This window comes from Kitasatospora sp. NPDC092948, assembly GCF_044754805.1.
Lineage (GTDB): Bacteria > Actinomycetota > Actinomycetes > Streptomycetales > Streptomycetaceae > Kitasatospora.
Genome location: NZ_JBIVPU010000003.1, coordinates 37,181 through 54,423 on the forward strand (window position 1 = coordinate 37,181; position 17,243 = coordinate 54,423).

Here is a 17,243-nt window from a genome sequence, read left to right on the forward strand (position 1 = left end):
GCGCCGGTCAGACCTCCAGCAGGACGGTGAACGGCCCGTCGTTCACCAGCGACACCTTCATGTCCGCCCCGAACCGCCCGGTCTCCACCTTCGCGCCCAGCGCGCGGAGTTCGGCCACCACGGCGTCCACCAGCGGTTCGGCGACCGGGCCGGGGGCGGCGGCGTTCCAGGTGGGGCGGCGGCCCTTGCGGGCGTCGCCGTACAGGGTGAACTGACTGATCACCAGCAGCGGGGCGCCGAGCTCCGAGCAGGACTGCTCGGGGCTGCCGGGGAACAGCCGCAGCGTCCAGAGTTTCCGGGCCAGTTGGGCGGCCTGCGCCGGGGTGTCCTCGTGGGTGGCGCCGACCAGCACGCACAGGCCGGGCCCCTCGATCGCGCCGACCGTCTCGCCGTCCACCGTCACGGCCGCCTCGGCGACCCGCTGCACCACTGCTCGCATGCCGCCCATTGTGCCCGCACCCGCGCCCTGGGGGCGCGCGCCCTCGGGTTGCGCGCCGGGGTCGCACGTGATGCGCCCCGATCGGTGCAGGTGAGCCCATGGCGCGGATTCTTCGTACTAGCCAGGGGTGTTCGCCAGGGGGCCGTTCGGGTACTCGGGCGTGCGGGGCCGGGGCCCGGAATGGCACGCTGTCCGACGGCCCGGGGCCATCCGGGCCCCGAGAAGGCGTCCGCCGTCCCGGCGAACCGCGTCACCCGCACGAGTGGCACCGCCCGCCGGGGGGAACCCTGGGTGGCGGGCGGCCGTGCAATCGGCGGGCAACAGGTACTACGGCAGGTGGTCGGATTGATGGACGTGAGCGCGGTCGACGAACTGGCCGGCCTGGCCCTGGAAGAACTGCGGGTGCTCCGCCGGGACGCCCTGGAGCAGGAGGCCGACCTGTCGTACCTGCGCCGCCTGCTGCACGGCCGGATGGACATCCTGCGGGCCGAACTGCAGCGCCGGGAAGTCCCGTTGGCGGGCGCCAGCGAGGCGCAGTGCGCCCTGCTCGACCGGCTGCCCGCGATCCTGGCGGACGCCCCGTCGGCCACCCGCCGCCCGGCCCGGCACCTGACCCTCGGCCCGCCGCGCGGCGAGCGCTACCGGCTGGAGGCGGACGCCCTGATGGGCGACGTCCAACTGGCCGACCTCGGCGCGCACACCACCGCCGAGCTGCTGGCCGCGGTCGAGCGGCTGGCCGAGCACGAACGCGAGGTGTCCGGCCGCCGCCAGACGCTGCAACGCACCGCGGACGACTGCGGCGCGGAGATCACCCGCAGGTACCGTGAGGGGGAGGCCCGGGTCGAGGACCTGCTCGGCGGAGGCTGAGCGGGCGGGACGCGGCCGGGGCCGCACCCACCCTCACCGCATCCTGGAGACCCGACCGTGTCGCACTCCGTCCTGCCCGCCCTCGCCGAGGTCATACGCTCCGGCTTCACCGAGGGCCGCCACCGCGGTTCGCTGGTCCTGCTCGACGCCGACGGCACCGTCGCGTACACGCTGGGCACCCCCGAACAGCCGGTCTATCCGCGTTCCACCGCCAAGCCGTTCCAGGCGGTGGCCACCCTGCGGGCCGGCCTGGCGCTGCACGGCGAACAGCTTGCGCTGGCCGCCTCCAGCCACTCCGCGGAGCCCTTCCACCGGGCCGCGGTCCGCCGGATGCTGGCCGACGCGGGCCTCACCGAGGCCGCCCTGCGCACCCCCGCCGACCTGCCGCTCGACCAGGTCGAGGCGGAGGAGCTGCTGCGCTCCGGCGGGGAGCGGGCGCCGATCCTGATGGACTGCTCCGGCAAGCACGCCGGCTGGCTGGCCGCCTGCGCCGCCAACGGCTGGGACCTGGAGGGCTACCTCGACCCCGGGCACCCGATCCAGCTGCTGGCCCGCACCGCGCTGGAGGAGGCCACCGGCGAGCCGGCCGCGCACACCGGCACCGACGGCTGCGGCGCCCCGCTGCTGGCCGTCTCGCTGACCGGCCTGGCCCGCGGCTACCGCGCCCTGGTGCTGGCCGAGCCCGGCACCGAGCAGCGCCGGGTCGCCGACGCGATGCGCGCCCACCCCGAGTACGTGGCCGGCACCCGCCGGGCCGACACCTGGCTGATGCGGGCGGTGCCCGGCGCGCTGTCCAAGATGGGCGCGGAGGCCGTCCAGGTGGTCGCGCTGGCCGACGGCCGGGCCCTGGCGTTCAAGATCGAGGACGGTGCGGAGCGCGCCCGCGGCCCGGTGCTGGCCGCGGCGCTGCGCCGGCTGGGCGTCGAGCACCCGGTGCTGGAGCGGATCGCCGCCGCCCCGCTGCACGGCGGCGGCCAGGTGGTCGGCGAGGTCCGCGCGGCGTTCTGACGCCCCGTCGGGCGAAGCCGGGATGCCCGCCCCGGCGCCCTGATGCACCGTGGACGGCGGGGGAGCGCCCGCCACCGCCGCACCAGGGAGTACTCGCCATGTCCGACCACACCTACCGGGTCACCGAGATCGTCGGCTCCTCGCACGAAGGCGTGGACGCCGCCGTCCGCAACGGCATCGCCCGCGCCCACCGCACCCTGCGCCACCTCGACTGGTTCGAGGTGGTCCAGGTCCGCGGGCACATCGAGGACGGGGCGGTGAAGCACTTCCAGGTCGGCCTGAAGGTCGGGTTCCGGCTCGACGACAGCGACTGACCGGCCGTCGGAGAACGTGCGAGGGGCGGGAGTCCGAACCGGACTCCCGCCCCTCGCACGGGTGCTGACGCCCCTCGGGGCGCGGCGGCTCAGTGGCCGCCCTGCTCCTGGAGGCGCTTGATCGAGGCCTCGACCTCGGCCTCGGCCTCGGCCCGGCCGACCCAGTCGGCGCCCTGGACGGACTTGCCGGGCTCCAGGTCCTTGTAGACCTCGAAGAAGTGCTGGATCTCCAGGCGGTCGAACTCCGACACGTCCTGGATGTCCTGCAGGTGCGACCAGCGCGGGTCGGTCGCCGGGACGCACAGCAGCTTGTCGTCGCCGCCGGCCTCGTCGGTCATCTGGAACATGCCGATGGCGCGGCACTTGATCAGGCAGCCGGGGAAGGTCGGCTCGTCCAGGATGACCAGGGCGTCCAGCGGGTCGCCGTCGTCCGCGAGGGTGCCCTCGACGTAGCCGTAGTCGGCCGGGTAGCGGGTCGAGGTGAAGAGCATGCGGTCCAGACGGAGGCGACCGGTCTCATGGTCGACCTCGTACTTGTTGCGCGAGCCCTTCGGGATCTCGATCAGGACGTCGAACTCCAACGGTTCCTCCAAGGATCGGTACTGACAGAATCCAAGTGTCTCCTACGGCAGGGAGTGCTCGGGAAAGGGGCCGGTCGGTGAGATCAGGGACAGGGGCGGGGCGCGGGCGCAGGACGGCGCTCGTCGGGGTTCTCGGGGTGGCGCTGGCAGCGGGGGTGCTGACCGTCGCCGATCCAGCGCTGGCCCAGCCCTCGCCGAGCGCGAGCCGCTCGGACGGGCACAACGGCAAGCACGGCGACGACGGCCACCGCCAGGGCGGCGACGCCCAGGGCGGGAACGGCAACGGCAACGGCAATGGCAATGGGAACGGCAACGGCCAGCAGGACCGGCGCGGCAACCGGCACCGCGCGGTGCCGGTCAAGGGCCCGGTGCTGTCCGCCGGGGACGCCGGCGACAGCCGCGCCCCGACCGGCACCGGGCTGCGCAGCGCGCTCGGCGCCACCGTGCAGGACAAGTCGCTCGGGGCGCTGAACTTCGCGGTCGCGGACGCCGCCACCGGGGAGTTCCTGTTCGGCGACCAGGAGAACACCCCGGCCACGCCGGCCTCCACCACCAAGCTGGCCACCTCGGTCGCCGCGCTGTCGCTGCTGCCGGCCGACCACCGGATCGCCACCACCGTGGTGCAGGGCGCAACCCCCGGCGAGATCACCCTGGTCGGCGGCGGCGACCCCACGCTGACGGCGCTGCCGGTCGATCAGATCCGGATCGGCGGCGCCCCCGTCGACGCGGACAGCGCGCCCGCCTCAATGGCCGACCTGGCCCACCGCACCGCCGCCGCGCTGAAGGCCGCCGGCACCACCACCGTGAAGCTGTCCTACGACGCCTCGCTGTACAGCGGCCCGCTGCTGCACAAGGACCACGACGCGATGAACATCGCCGCGGTCACCCCGCTGATGGTCGACGAGGGCCGGATCGACCCGCGCTCGCCCGACGAGGCCCCGGCCCGGGTGTTCGACCCCGCCGGTCAGGCCGCCGAGTCCTTCGCGAACTTCCTGAAGGCCGAGGGCATCACCGTCCAGAACAAGGCCGCCCAGGCCACCGCCCCCGCCGGGGCGAAGGAGCTGGCCCGGGTGGAGTCGCCGGAGATCGGCCGGATGGTGGAGCGGCTGCTCACCACCTCCGACAACCAGCTCGCCGAGGCCGTCGCCCGGCAGACGGCGATCGCCGCCAAGCAGCCGGCCAGCTTCGAGGGCGCCGCGAGCGCCGTCACCGCCGAGCTGACCAGGCTCGGGGTGCCGATGAACGGCGTGGTGCTGACCGACGGCAGCGGGTTGGCCAAGGCCAACCTGATCCCGCCGATCACCCTGGTGAAGCTGCTCGCCGCGGCCGCCTCCCCGCAGCACCCGGAGCTCCGCCCGGTGATCACCGGGCTGCCGATCGCGGGCTTCACCGGCACCCTGGTCGGCCGGTTCGGCGCCAAGTCGGGCGCCGGCGAGGCGGCCGGCATCGTGCGCGCCAAGACCGGCACCCTGGCGGGCGTCAACACGCTGGCCGGCACCGTGGTGGACGCCGACGGCCGGGTGCTGGCGTTCGCGCTGATGACCCGCACCACCGCCGACCCGAACACGGCCCGTGCCGCCGTCGACCGGATCGTCGCGAAGATCGCCGCCTGCGGCTGCTGAACAGGTCCCGCCGCACAACCGGCTCCGACGGCCGATCGGCCCGCTGACCCTCCGTCAGCGGGCCGGTCGGGCGGGGCCGGCCGCCGTCGTCGTCTCCCCCGGGCGGGGACGAGCACGTACCGTGAGGGCATGACGAGCGCGAACAGCGGTGCGGAGATGGTCGACTGGGATCTCGCGGTGGCGACCGCGGTGCGCCTGGCCCGGCCCGGGCCCCGGGTCGGCCGGGAGGAGGCCCGCACGGTGGTCACCGAACTGCGCCGGCACGCCGTCGAGGCCGAGCGGCACGTGCGCGAGTTCACCCGGATGGGAACGGACGAGGACACCCCGGGCACCCCCGTCCTGGTGGTCGACCGACTCGGGTGGGTGCGGGCCAATGTGGCGGGTTTCCGCACCGTGGTCCGCCCGCTGACGGACCGGCTGGCGGCCCGCCGCGCGGACGGACCGGGCGCGGCGGCGGCCGGCTCGGTGGGCGCCAAGGCCACCGGTGTGGAGGTCGGCGCGGTGCTGGCGTTCCTGTCGGCGAAGGTGCTCGGCCAGTACGAGACCTTCGCCCCGGCCGAACTGCCCACCGCGCCGGACAGCCCCGAGAGCCTGTTCGACCAGCCGCGCCGGGGCCTGACGACACCGCCCGGACGGCTGCTGCTGGTGGCGCCGAACATCGTCCAGGTGGAGCGCGAACTCGACGTCTCCCCGCACGACTTCCGGCTCTGGGTGTGCCTGCACGAGGAGACCCACCGCACCCAGTTCACCGCCGTGCCCTGGCTGCGCGACCACATCCAGTCCGAGGTGCAGGAGTTCCTGGCGCAGACCGACGTCGACCCCTCGGCGCTGCTGGACCGGCTGCGCGAGGCGTTCGGCGGCATCGCGGGCCGGGGCAACGGCTCCTCCGCGGGCAGCCTCACCGACCTGGTGCAGACGCCCGCGCAGCGGGAGATCCTGGCCCGGCTGACCGCCGTGATGTCGCTGCTGGAGGGCCACGCCGACGTGGTGATGGACGGCGTCGGCCCGGCCGTGGTGCCCTCGGTGGCGGAGATCCGGGAGAAGTTCCAGCGCCGCCGCGACCGCGGCAACGGCCGGCTCGACCTGGTGCTGCGCCGGCTGCTCGGCATGGACGCCAAACTGCGCCAGTACCAGGACGGCGCGGTGTTCGTGCGCGGCGTGGTGGAGCGGGCCGGGATGGACGGCTTCAACCGGGTGTGGACCTCGCCGAACACGCTGCCCACCAAGGACGAGATCCACGACCCGGCGGCCTGGGTGGCCCGGGTGGTCGGCTGATCCGCCCGCTTCGGCGCCCGCCCGGGCGTCGGCCGCGGACGGCGGTGGACGGTCAACCGGGCGAGTCGTACACCTGGCGGCAGACGTAACGTTTCTCCATTCACCCGTACGTGGGACCGTGGATCCGCCGGTGGCGCGGGTGGCGTGGGCGGTGGCCGGATTCTGCGACCATCTGTGAGCGCCTGGTGACCGAGAGCTGACAGGCGGCCGACGTACCCCCTCCGCCAAGGAGTGCCAACCATGGGCCCACACCCCGCTGTCGCGGCGATACGCCTCGCTGTCCGCCGTACCCTCGCCGAGCTCGCCGCCGAGGCGGGCGTCACCCCGGGCGAGCCGGTGCGCGCCCGCACCGCCCCGCCCGCGCAGGGCGTCCCGCTGCCCGCGCTGGCCACCACCGCCACGGTGCCCGGCACGCTGATCGGCAACGCCCGCCGCCACCCCTCCGGCCTGCCCCGCACCCCGGCCGCCCCCGGCTCCCCGCTGGTGCTGGTCGCGGTCTCCGGCGGCGCCGACTCGATGGCCCTGGCCATCGCCACCGCCTTCGAGGCCCCCAAGCTCGGCCTGCGGGTCGGCGCCGTCACCGTCGACCACGGCCTGCAGGACGGCTCCGCGGAACGCGCCGAGCAGGTCGCCGTCCGGCTGCGCGAGCTGGGCCTGGACCCGGCGGAGGCGGTCGCGGTGCACGTCGGCCGCGAGGGCGGCCCGGAGAACGCCGCCCGGGAGGCCCGCTACGCCGCGCTGGACTCCGCCGCCGAACGCCACGGCGCGCTCGCCGTACTGCTCGGCCACACCCGCGACGACCAGGCGGAGACCGTGCTGCTCGGCCTGGCCCGCGGCTCCGGCGCCCGTTCGCTCGCGGGCATGCCGGCCCAGAAGGGCCGCTACCGCCGCCCGCTGCTGGAGCTCGACCGGGCCGCCACCCGGCAGGCGTGCAGCGCGCAGTCCATCCCGGTCTGGGACGACCCGCACAACGCCGATCCGGCCTACACCCGCTCCCGGGTCCGGCACGAGGTGTTGCCGGTGCTGGAGAAGCACCTCGGCGGCGGCGTGGTGGAGGCGCTGGCCCGCACCGCCCGGCTGTTCCGCGACGACGCCGACGCGCTGGACCAGTGGGCCGCCCTCGCCGAGCGCGACCTGCGCGGCCCGGACGGGGCGCTCGACGTGGGCAAGCTCTCCGAACTGCCGCCCGCGGTGCGCCGCCGGGTGCTGCGTCGCGCCGCCCTGCGCGCGGGCTGCCCGGCCGGCGACCTGTTCGCCCGCCACCTGGAAACCGTGGACCTGCTGGTCACCGGCTGGCGCGGCCAGGGCCCCCTGCACCTACCCGGGGGCGTCGAAGCCGTGCGTCGGTGTGGCACGCTGGTGTTTCGGCGGCAGGACGACTGAGCACGAACCAGTCGTACCGCCGCTGCCGAACCCAGACCCCGAACGTTTGAGGACGTATCCCCGGTGGACCAGAACGACATGGGCGCAGACCTCGCGAAGGTGCTCATCAGCAAGGACGAGATCGACGCCAAGCTGGTGGAGCTGGCCGCGCGGATCGACCAGGACTACGCGGGGAAGGACCTGCTGCTGGTCGGCGTCCTCAAGGGCGCCGTCATGGTGATGGCCGACCTGGCCCGGACCCTGCACAGCCAGGTGACCATGGACTGGATGGCCGTCTCCTCGTACGGCATGGGCACCAAGTCCTCGGGCGTGGTGCGCATCCTGAAGGACCTGGACACCGACATCGCCGGCCGCGACGTGCTGATCGTCGAGGACATCATCGACTCCGGCCTGACGCTGTCCTGGCTGCTCGGCAACCTCGGTTCGCGCGGCCCGGCCTCGCTGAAGGTCTGCGCCCTGCTGCGCAAGCCGGACGCGGCCAAGGTCGAGATCGACGTCGAGTACGTCGGGTTCGACATCCCCAACGAGTTCGTGGTCGGCTACGGCCTGGACTACGCGGAGAAGCTGCGCAACCTGCCGTTCATCGGCACCCTGGCCCCGCACGTCTACGGGGGCTGAACCGTTCGGGCGACGGGTGGGAACGGTGCCCTGTTCCCGCCCGTTGTGCGGGGGTAGGAAAATAGGCCGCACCGTGGTGTGATCCCGTCGTGAGCGGGGGCCGCTGCGGTACGGTCCAATCAAACGCTCGTCTTACGAGCACATATCGGATGCGCCGCGGCCCACGGCCGACCAGCGCCCGTTGAATGGCAGGAGGGACGGGGCGGTGACGCCCCGCATGGATGGACGTCAAGCGATACTTCCGTGCGCCGATCATGTGGGTCGTGCTGGCCGCCCTCGCCGTGTTCGCGTTGATGGAGCTCGTCTCGGACTCGAGCGGCTACAAGACGGCGGACACCGGTCAGATCATCAGCGCGATCGACAACAACCAGGTGAAGTCGGCGCAGCTCACCACCGGTGACTCGAACCTCATCAAGATCCAACTGCAGGACGGCCAGAAGCTGAAGCCGGGCGCCAACGGCAAGGCGCCGTCCGGCACCCGCTTCCAGGCCTCCTACACCGGCGACGCCCAGGCCGCCGACCTGGCCAGGAACCTGCAGACCAAGTACGCCGGCGGGCAGATCCCGGACGGTTACACCGTCAGCCCCGAGAAGCAGTCGACCTTCGTCAGCCTGCTCTTCTCGATGCTGCCGATCGTGATCATCGTCGTGGTCTTCCTGTTCCTGATGAACCAGATGCAGGGCGGCGGCTCCCGGGTCATGCAGTTCGGCAAGTCCAAGGCCAAGCTGCTCACCAAGGACACCCCGAAGACGACCTTCGCGGACGTCGCGGGCGCCGACGAGGCGGTCGAGGAACTCCACGAGATCAAGGAGTTCCTGCAGGAGCCGGCCAAGTTCCAGGCGGTCGGGGCGAAGATCCCCAAGGGCGTGCTGCTGTACGGCCCGCCCGGAACCGGCAAGACCCTGCTGGCCCGCGCCGTCGCGGGCGAGGCGGGCGTCCCGTTCTACTCGATCTCCGGTTCGGACTTCGTCGAGATGTTCGTCGGCGTCGGCGCCAGCCGGGTCCGCGACCTCTTCGAGCAGGCCAAGGCCAACGCCCCGGCGATCATCTTCGTCGACGAGATCGACGCCGTCGGCCGGCACCGCGGTGCGGGTCTCGGCGGCGGCCACGACGAGCGCGAGCAGACCCTCAACCAGCTGCTGGTCGAGATGGACGGCTTCGACGTCAAGGGCGGCGTCATCCTGATCGCCGCCACCAACCGCCCCGACATCCTGGACCCGGCGCTGCTGCGCCCCGGCCGCTTCGACCGGCAGATCGCCGTCGACCGCCCGGACCTCCAGGGCCGCCTGGACATCCTCAAGGTGCACCAGAAGGGCAAGCCGATCGCGCCGGACGTCGACCTGTCGGCCGTCGCCAAGCGCACCCCCGGCTTCACCGGCGCCGACCTGTCGAACGTGCTGAACGAGGCCGCGCTGCTCACCGCGCGCACCGACAAGAAGCTGATCGACAACCAGATGCTGGACGAGGCGATCGACCGCGTCGTGGCCGGTCCGCAGAAGCGCTCGCGGATCATGTCCGACAAGGAGAAGAAGATCACCGCGTACCACGAGGGCGGTCACGCCCTGGTCGCGGCGGCCTGCAACTACTCCGACCCGGTGCACAAGATCACCATCCTGTCCCGGGGCCGCGCGCTCGGCTACACCATGGTGCTGCCGGACGAGGACAAGTACTCGACCACGCGCAACGAGATGCTCGACCAGCTCGCCTACATGCTGGGCGGCCGGGCGGCGGAGGAACTGGTCTTCCACGACCCGACCACCGGCGCCTCGAACGACATCGAGAAGGCCACCGCCACCGCGCGGGCCATGGTCACCCAGTACGGCATGAGCGAGCGCCTGGGCGCGATCAAGTTCGGCTCCTCCGACTCCGAGCCCTTCCTGGGCCGCGAGATGGCCCACCAGCGCGACTACTCCGAGGAGGTCGCCGGGCTGGTGGACGAGGAGGTCAAGAAGCTGATCGAGACCGCGCACAACGAGGCCTGGGAGATCCTGGTCGAGAACCGCGACGTGCTCGACAACCTGGTCCTCGAACTGCTGGAGAAGGAGACGCTGAACAAGGAGCAGATCGCCGAGGTCTTCGCTCCGGTCATCAAGCGTCCGCACCGCCCGGCGTGGACCGGATCGGCCCACCGCACCCCGTCCACCCGGCCGCCGGTGCAGTCGCCGAAGGAACTGGCGCTGACCAACGGCGCCGTCTCCGGCAACGACACCCCGGTCGACACGGTGAAGCTGCCGCCGGCCGACGGTGGCCAGGTCGAGAGCTGAGCGACCGAAAACCTGTTCGGAATGGATGCCGCGTTTCCGGGGTTTGTACCCTGGAGGCGCGGCATTCGTGCTGCAAGGAAACTGTTTCCCTCTTGACGAGCAGCGAGGCACGCGCATGATCGATCCGGTGACGCTCGACGGTGAGTTCCCCGTCCGCGACTTCGACCAGAAGCGGGCCGAGAACGCCGTCCGCGAACTGCTCATCGCCGTCGGCGAGGACCCGGACCGCGAGGGCCTGTTGGAGACCCCGGCCCGGGTCGCGCGCGCCTACCGGGAGATATTCGCGGGCCTGTGGCAGCAGCCGGAGGACGTGCTCACCACCACCTTCGACCTCGGCCACGACGAGATGGTGCTGGTCAAGGACATCGAGGTGTTCTCCACCTGCGAGCACCACCTGGTCCCGTTCCGCGGCGTCGCGCACGTCGGCTACATCCCGGCGACCACCGGCAAGATCACCGGCCTGTCCAAGCTGGCCCGGCTGGTCGACGTGTTCGCCCGCCGCCCGCAGGTGCAGGAGCGGCTCACCAGCCAGGTCGCCGACGCGCTGATGCGGATCCTGGAGCCGCGCGGCGCCATCGTGGTGATCGAGTGCGAGCACATGTGCATGTCGATGCGCGGCATCCGCAAGCCCGGCGCCACCACCGTCACCTCGGCGGTCCGCGGCCAGCTGCGCGATCCCGCCACCCGGGCCGAGGCGATGAGCCTCATCATCGGGCGATAGCGGCGGCACCGGGCGCCGACCTCGGGGGTGCCCCCGTCAGGGCCGCGGTTCCCGGTCCTGCGGGGGTGCCAGGTGGTCGCTGAGCCACTCCAGGGTGGCCGGCAGCTCGCGGTGCCAGGTCTCGAAGGTGTGGCCGCCGTCCGGCAGCAGCAGGGAGTCCACCAGGAACTCGGGGTGGTCGTCGGAGGCCTGTTTGGCGCTGCTGAGGAACTTCTCGGTCGCCGGGTAGTCGTCCTCCGTGTGGGTGGAGACCACCAGCAGGGCCGCGGACGGCGCGGGCAGGTTCTTCAGCCGCCAGTTCAGGTCGGCCTGCCGGGCGGCGTCCGCGTCGCCCCGGAACAGGTCGCCGTCGGTCCACCGGTCGTTCGGCACGGTGTAGTCCGGGTGCATGCCGGCCGCGTTCCGGTACACCTCGGGGTGACGCATCGCCAGGCGCAGCGCGCAGGAGCCGCCGGTGGAGTAGCCGAACACACCCCAGGACTCGGCGGCCCGGCCCACCCGGTAGGCGGAGCGCAGTGCGGTCGGAACGTCCTTGAGGAACCAGGTCTCGGTCTTCGGCCCGCCGGGGACGTCCACGCACTCGGTGTCCCGCGGCGGGGCGACGGTGGGGCGGGCCATCACGATCACGGTGGGGGCCATCTGGCCGGTGCGCTGGAGTTCGGCGGCGGTCTGCGGGAGCTTCAGGTCGTCGACCAGACTCAGCGTCGGGCCGGGATAGCCGGCCAGGGCGAGCAGCACCGGGAAGTGCTCGCGGTTGTACCGGGGGTTGAAGTACTCGGGTGGCAGATAGATGAACATCTGATCGGACAGGCCGGTCTCGGGCCCGGTCACCTTCACCGAGTCGACCCGGCCGACTTCCTCGGGCGGACCGGGCGGCAGCACGTCCTTGACCGTCTCCAGCCCGCCCTCGGTGGTCGGCTGCACCAGCTTCTCGCTCTCCGGGGCGGCGCCGGGGGCGTGTCCGGAGGTCAGCGCCAGGGGGGCGGAGCCGGGGCGCAGCAGGTCGTTCCAGGAGGTGTAGAAGCCATAGGCGTTGTTGACCGACAGCAACAGCACGGACAGGGCCGTCGCCTGAGTGACCGTCAGTAGTCCGAGTCGGCCCAGGACCGGCAGCGGCCGCTGCGGCGACAGCCGGGGCCACAGCCAGAGGGTGGCGACCAGGGCAGCCGCCCCCACGATGATCAGTACGTAAATCAGTGCGCTGCTGGTCAGCTCCATGCCTTCCGGCCTCCTCGACTCCCGCTCGTTCAACGTTGTCTGACGGACCGTCGGGTGCAAGTGGGGGTAGTCTGACCGAGCGTCGGAAACCAGTACGAACGGATGACTGCGCGAACGGGACCCGTAGCCCTAGAATGCGGCGTCCACGGGTTGGAATCGCGCCGAACCGCCGAGCCGGCGGCCACGGGTGCGACATCGACGGCACCCGCCGCGTCCCCCGGTCCGATGAGTGCAGGCGTTCGAGCGCTGCCGCCGGCGGGCCCCTTCATCCGTCCGGTGGACCCCTCTTGACGTGCGGATTGCCAGAAAAAGGAACAGTCATGAAGGTTCATCACAACCCGGCTCCCGGGGTGCGCGAGCAGCGCCCGGGTGCCTCTAGGCTGGGTTCCCATGAGCGCTCCCGTGTCCGCTGAGACGACGTCCGACCAGCCCCGCCGGCGGGGGCTGCAGGCGCTCCGGTCCCAGGCGTCCGCCGTACCGCGGCAATGGCTGCCGGGTGCGGTCGGGTACGCGTGCCTGGCAATCGGACTGATCGACATCGCCTGTGCGATCTTCCCGAGGCTGCGGTTCACCCGGATGCACAGCTGGGCCGGCCAGCTTCCCGGCGGCACCACCACGCTCGCCGCCGCCGGCACCCTGATGGTCGGCATGCTGCTGGTGCTGCTTGCGCACGCCCTGCGCCGCCGCAAGCGGCGCGCCTGGCGTGCCGTCTGCGTGCTGCTGCCGGTCGGCGCCGCGCTCCACATACTGCGGTGGCACCAGTTCGCCCAGGCCGCGATCTCGCTGGCGCTGTTCGTGCTGATGCTGATCCACCAGCGCGAGTTCTACGCCAAGGCCGACCCGCGCACCCGCTGGCGCGCGGTGCTCAACTTCGTCGTGCTCGGCACCGTCTCGGTGCTGCTCGGCCTGGTCATCGTCTCGGTCCGCTGGAAGGCCGAGCTCGGCGACCCCTCGCTGTTCCAGCGGCTGGAGCACGTCGGCTACGGCCTGTTCGGCTTCGAGGGCCCGATCCACTACACCAGCGAGCGGATCGGCGACCTGGTCGGCTACTCGCTCGGCGCGCTCGGCCTGGTCACCGCGCTCACCACCGCGTACCTGGCGCTGCGCCCCGAGAAGCCCGAGCCCGAGCTCACCCCCGAGGACGAGCTCAAGGTCCGCGAACTGCTCGCCCGGCACGGCAAGCGCGACTCGCTCGGCTACTTCGCGCTGCGCCGCGACAAGAGCGTGCTGTTCTCGCCCACCGGCAAGGCCGCGATCTCCTACCGGGTGGTCTCCGGCGTGATGCTCGCCTCCGGCGACCCGGTCGGCGACGTCGAGGCCTGGCCCGGCGCGATCAAGGTCTTCATGACCACCGCCCGCGAACACGCCTGGGTGCCCGCCGTCATGGGCTGCTCCGAGGTCGGCGGCGAGGTCTGGACCCGCGAGGCGAACCTGGACGCGCTCGAACTCGGCGACGAGGCCATCGTCGACACCTCCACCTTCTCGCTGGCCGGCCGCGCCATGCGCAACGTCCGCCAGATGGTCAAGCGGATCGAACGCAACGGCTACTCCTGCAAGGTCCGCCGGGTCGGCGACCTCACCCCGGAGGAGAAGCGGCAGATCGCCGACGCCGCGGCCCGCTGGCGCGGCACCGACACCGAACGCGGCTTCTCCATGGCCCTCGGCCGCTTCGGCGACCCGGGCGACGACGAGTGCGTGGTCGTCACGGCCCACAAGGCCCCCGAGGAGGGGGAGAGCGGCTTCGGCTCCGGCGACGACCTGAAGGCGGTGCTGCACTTCGTCCCCTGGGGCGAGGACGGCATCTCGCTGGAACTGATGCGCCGCGACCGGGAGGCCGACCCCGGCCTCAACGAGCTGCTGATCGTCGCCGCCCTCCAGGAGGTCGGCGCGATGGGCATCCGGCGGGTCTCTCTCAACTTCGCGATGTTCCGCTCGGCGCTCGCCCGCGGCGAGCGGATCGGCGCCGGGCCGGTGCTGCGGGCCTGGCGCGGACTGCTGGTCTTCCTGTCCCGGTGGTTCCAGATCGAGTCGCTGTACAAGTTCAACGCCAAGTTCCAGCCCACCTGGGAGCCCCGCTTCCTGGTCTACCAGCACACCCGCGACCTCCCGCGGATCGGCTTCGCCGCGATGCAGGCGGAGGCGTTCATCACCCTCGGCATGCCGCGGTTCGGCCGCAAGCGGCAGCGCCAGGGGCTGATGCCGGAGGCTCCGGCTCAGCTCGGCAAGGCGGCGTAACGGGGCGAGGACAACCAGGGAGAGCACAACCAGAGGCGCGTGGGAGGTGCCCCCACGCGCCCCTGGCTTCGCGCCCACCTGCCTTCTCCGCACAGCCGATAATGGGTCTTATGAGCGAGAACCTCCCTGGCCTGCCCGTCCTCGACCGTTGCGCGGTGATGGGGGTGGTGAACGTCACGCCGGATTCGTTCTCGGACGGCGGGATGTGGCTGGATCCGGCGAAGGCCGTCGCGCACGGGCTGGAGCTGGTGGCGCAGGGGGCGGACCTGGTCGATGTGGGCGGGGAGTCGACCCGGCCGGGGGCGGTGCGGGTGACGGAGGAGGAGGAGCTGCGCCGGGTGGTGCCGGTGGTGACCGAGCTGGCCCGGGCGGGCGTGGTGGTCTCGGTGGACACCATGCGCGCGGCGGTGGCGCGGGCCGCGGTGCAGGCGGGTGCGGCGATCGTCAACGACGTGTCCGGAGGACTTGCGGACGCGGAGATGGCGAAGGTGGTCGCCGAGACCGGCGCGCCGTTCGTGGTGATGCACTGGCGCGGGCAGTCGGCGGACATGTACGCGCAGGCGGTGTACGACGACGTGGTCACGGACGTGGCGCGGGAGCTGTCCGACCGGGTGGAGGAGCTGCTCGCGGCGGGGGTGAAGGAGGATCAGCTGATCCTGGACCCGGGCCTCGGGTTCGCCAAGACCGGCGAGCACAACTGGGCGCTGCTGGCCCGGCTGGACGCGCTGACGGCGCTCGGCAGGCCGGTGCTGGTCGCGGCTTCGCGCAAGCGCTTCCTGGGTACGCTGCTGGCCAACCCGGAAACCGGGGAGCTGCGTCCGGCGCGGCAGCGGGACGACGCCACGGCGGCGGTCTCGGTGCTGTCGGCGAAGGCGGGCGCCTGGGCGGTTCGGGTGCATGACGTGTCCGGCACGGCTGATGCCGTACGAGTCGTCGCGGCCTGGCAGCAGGCGGAGCAGAGGGGGTAGGCGTGGCGGAGGCAGTGAGCGGCAACGACCGGGCGGCGGCGCTGGAACCGGACGAGGAAGCCGTTCTGGCGGCCAATCAGGCGCTGTACGAGGCCCTGGAACGCGGGGACCTGGACGCCGTCGAGTCGATCTGGCTGGGCCCTGGCGAGGCCGACGACAAGGGCGGGGTGTTCTGTGTGCACCCGGGCTGGCCGGCGCTGGTGGGCCGGGCCCAGGTGACGCGCTCGTACATGCTGATCATGGCGAACACCGAGTACATCCAGTTCTTCCTGACGGATGTCGAGGTGGACGTCCAGGGCGATGTGGCGCTGGTCACGTGCACGGAGAACATTCTGTCCGGCGGGGAGCCCGAGGAAGAGGGCGAACTGGGGCCGCTGGTCGGCGGGAAGGTCGTGTCGACGAACCTGTTCCGGCGCACCGCGAACGGCTGGAAGCTGTGGTCGCACCACGGTTCGCCGGTGCTCACGAGCGGCGACGACGAGGACGACGAGGAGGACTGAGCGCGGTCCGTCAAGGGCCGCGGTGGCCGGTCCGATCGGGTGGGCGGCCGGGGAGGCGGTCCGGGGCGGTCGGAACTCGAAGGTAGATTCGAGGGGCGGCGGGCGACGGTGCCCGCCGGTCCCCGCTGCGGCGGGGCCGTCAGCTGGGAGCAGTGATTCTTGTGCTGGACCGCGTCACCCTGCGTGGGCTCCGTGCCCGCGGCCACCACGGCGTCTTCGAGCGGGAGCGGATCGAGGGCCAGACCTTCGTCGTCGACCTGACGCTGTTCCTGGACACCCGTCCGGCCGCCGCGGGAGACGATCTGAACCGCACCGCGCACTACGGCGTGATCGCGGAGGAGGTCACCGCGGTGATCGCGGGCGACCCGGTCGACCTGATCGAGACCCTGGCCCAGCGGATCGCCGACCAGTGCCTGCGGCACGAGGTGGTCGAGGAGGTCGAGGTCGTCGTGCACAAGCCCGATGCCCCGATCACCGTCCCGTTCGACGACGTCACCATCACGATCCGCCGGGGCCGCGCCTGATGGCGCCCGGTGGAGCCCGAGTGGAGGGAACTCCCATGGCCACCACAGACCCGACCGCCACGCGGACCACGTTCGACCTGCAGGGCAAGGTGGACCGCGTGGAATCCACCCTGCACGAGTCGCGGACCGCGACGGTCGCCCTCGGCAGCAACCTGGGCAACCGCCTGGAGACCCTGCAGGGCGCGGTCGACGCGCTGGAGGACACCCCCGGGGTGCGGGTGACCGCGCTGTCCGCGGTGTACGAGACGGACGCCGTCGGCGGGCCCGCCGGCCAGCCCAGCTACTTCAACGCCGTCGCGGTGCTGCGCACCTCGCTGCCGCCGCAGGACCTGCTGGAGCGGGCCAACGCCGTGGAGGACGCGTTCGGCCGGGTGCGCACCGTCCGCTGGGGCTCCCGCACGCTGGACGTCGACATCCTCACCTACGAGGGCGTCCGCAGCGACGACCCGCAGCTGACGCTGCCGCACCCGCGGGCGCACGAGCGGGCGTTCGTGCTGGCACCGTGGCAGGACGCCGACCCGCAGGCCGAGGTGCCCGGGCACGGGCCGGTCGCGGAGCTGCTGGCGGCCCTCGGCGGGGCCGAGAACCAGGGCGTGCGGCTGCGCGCCGATCTGCAGCTGCGCCTGCCGGAGTGAGCGCTCCGGGAACTTCCGGCAGCGGGCGGGCGTAGCTCTCTGCGGGTGCGGCCCGGCCGGTACGGTGGGCT

At 72.6% G+C, this 17,243-nt stretch carries 17 protein-coding genes; 14 read left to right on the forward strand and 3 right to left on the reverse strand.

The window, feature by feature from the left end; genetic code table 11:
* Window positions 1–7 precede the first annotated feature (7 nt).
* The gene (gene dtd / locus ACIQF6_RS09705) at window positions 8–439 is read right to left on the reverse strand and encodes a D-aminoacyl-tRNA deacylase (RefSeq protein WP_035872970.1); all 432 of its coding nucleotides are present in this window, start codon (window positions 437–439) and stop codon (window positions 8–10) included.
* A gap of 348 nt (window positions 440–787) precedes the next feature.
* On the opposite strand from dtd, the gene ACIQF6_RS09710 reads away from it, so the two are divergent.
* The 3 genes from ACIQF6_RS09710 (at window position 788) to ACIQF6_RS09720 (ending at window position 2,628) form a co-directional block, all read left to right on the forward strand.
* Complete coding sequence (locus tag ACIQF6_RS09710) at window positions 788–1,306, forward strand: ABC transporter substrate-binding protein (protein ID WP_400892328.1); 519 nt, start codon at window positions 788–790, stop codon at window positions 1,304–1,306.
* A 57-nt stretch (window positions 1,307–1,363) separates the two neighbouring features.
* On the forward strand, window positions 1,364–2,314 hold the full coding sequence (locus tag ACIQF6_RS09715; protein ID WP_400892330.1) for an asparaginase: 951 nt from the start codon (window positions 1,364–1,366) through the stop codon (window positions 2,312–2,314).
* A gap of 98 nt (window positions 2,315–2,412) precedes the next feature.
* Entirely contained in the window at window positions 2,413–2,628 is a 216-nt protein-coding gene (locus tag ACIQF6_RS09720; RefSeq protein ID WP_400892332.1) for a dodecin, read from the forward strand.
* An 89-nt stretch (window positions 2,629–2,717) separates the two neighbouring features.
* Here ACIQF6_RS09720 and ACIQF6_RS09725 read toward each other — a convergent pair whose 3' ends face one another.
* A complete protein-coding gene (locus tag ACIQF6_RS09725) occupies window positions 2,718–3,209 on the reverse strand; it encodes an inorganic diphosphatase (RefSeq protein ID WP_100587648.1) in 492 nt (163 codons plus the stop codon).
* 137 nt (window positions 3,210–3,346) lie between these two features.
* On the opposite strand from ACIQF6_RS09725, the gene dacB reads away from it, so the two are divergent.
* From dacB to folE, 6 genes are all read left to right on the forward strand, one after another.
* Window positions 3,347–4,831 carry a D-alanyl-D-alanine carboxypeptidase/D-alanyl-D-alanine-endopeptidase gene (dacB, locus tag ACIQF6_RS09730; RefSeq protein ID WP_400892335.1) on the forward strand — a complete coding sequence of 495 codons (1,485 nt, stop codon included), beginning with the start codon at window positions 3,347–3,349 and terminating at the stop codon, window positions 4,829–4,831.
* A gap of 129 nt (window positions 4,832–4,960) precedes the next feature.
* Window positions 4,961–6,106: a zinc-dependent metalloprotease gene (locus ACIQF6_RS09735; protein WP_400892337.1), complete on the forward strand. Its 1,146-nt coding sequence runs from the start codon at window positions 4,961–4,963 to the stop codon at window positions 6,104–6,106.
* Between the two features lie 240 nt (window positions 6,107–6,346).
* On the forward strand, window positions 6,347–7,489 hold the full coding sequence (gene tilS, locus ACIQF6_RS09740; protein ID WP_400892339.1) for a tRNA lysidine(34) synthetase TilS: 1,143 nt from the start codon (window positions 6,347–6,349) through the stop codon (window positions 7,487–7,489).
* 63 nt (window positions 7,490–7,552) lie between these two features.
* Window positions 7,553–8,107 carry a hypoxanthine phosphoribosyltransferase gene (gene hpt / locus ACIQF6_RS09745; protein WP_073811605.1) on the forward strand — a complete coding sequence of 185 codons (555 nt, stop codon included), beginning with the start codon at window positions 7,553–7,555 and terminating at the stop codon, window positions 8,105–8,107.
* Window positions 8,108–8,328: 221 nt separating this feature from the next.
* Window positions 8,329–10,371, forward strand: a complete 2,043-nt coding sequence (gene ftsH / locus ACIQF6_RS09750; RefSeq protein WP_400892343.1) for an ATP-dependent zinc metalloprotease FtsH — start codon at window positions 8,329–8,331, stop codon at window positions 10,369–10,371.
* A 115-nt stretch (window positions 10,372–10,486) separates the two neighbouring features.
* On the forward strand, window positions 10,487–11,092 hold the full coding sequence (gene folE / locus ACIQF6_RS09755; protein ID WP_400892345.1) for a GTP cyclohydrolase I FolE: 606 nt from the start codon (window positions 10,487–10,489) through the stop codon (window positions 11,090–11,092).
* A gap of 36 nt (window positions 11,093–11,128) precedes the next feature.
* On the opposite strand, the gene ACIQF6_RS09760 is transcribed toward folE, so the two are convergent.
* Entirely contained in the window at window positions 11,129–12,310 is a 1,182-nt protein-coding gene (locus tag ACIQF6_RS09760) for an alpha/beta hydrolase (protein ID WP_400892348.1), read from the reverse strand.
* Window positions 12,311–12,700: 390 nt separating this feature from the next.
* Between ACIQF6_RS09760 and ACIQF6_RS09765 the strand changes: the two genes are divergently transcribed.
* From ACIQF6_RS09765 to folK, 5 genes are all read left to right on the forward strand, one after another.
* Window positions 12,701–14,545, forward strand: a complete 1,845-nt coding sequence (locus tag ACIQF6_RS09765; RefSeq protein WP_400892350.1) for a phosphatidylglycerol lysyltransferase domain-containing protein — start codon at window positions 12,701–12,703, stop codon at window positions 14,543–14,545.
* A 101-nt stretch (window positions 14,546–14,646) separates the two neighbouring features.
* The gene (gene folP, locus ACIQF6_RS09770; RefSeq protein WP_400892353.1) at window positions 14,647–15,513 is read left to right on the forward strand and encodes a dihydropteroate synthase; all 867 of its coding nucleotides are present in this window, start codon (window positions 14,647–14,649) and stop codon (window positions 15,511–15,513) included.
* A gap of 2 nt (window positions 15,514–15,515) precedes the next feature.
* Window positions 15,516–16,013, forward strand: coding sequence for a nuclear transport factor 2 family protein (locus ACIQF6_RS09775; RefSeq protein ID WP_400892355.1), 498 nt, complete (start codon window positions 15,516–15,518; stop codon window positions 16,011–16,013).
* Between the two features lie 164 nt (window positions 16,014–16,177).
* Entirely contained in the window at window positions 16,178–16,537 is a 360-nt protein-coding gene (gene folB / locus ACIQF6_RS09780; RefSeq protein WP_400893867.1) for a dihydroneopterin aldolase, read from the forward strand.
* Window positions 16,538–16,572: 35 nt separating this feature from the next.
* Complete coding sequence (gene folK / locus ACIQF6_RS09785; protein ID WP_400892357.1) at window positions 16,573–17,172, forward strand: 2-amino-4-hydroxy-6-hydroxymethyldihydropteridine diphosphokinase; 600 nt, start codon at window positions 16,573–16,575, stop codon at window positions 17,170–17,172.
* The last annotated feature ends 71 nt before the right edge of the window (window positions 17,173–17,243 follow it).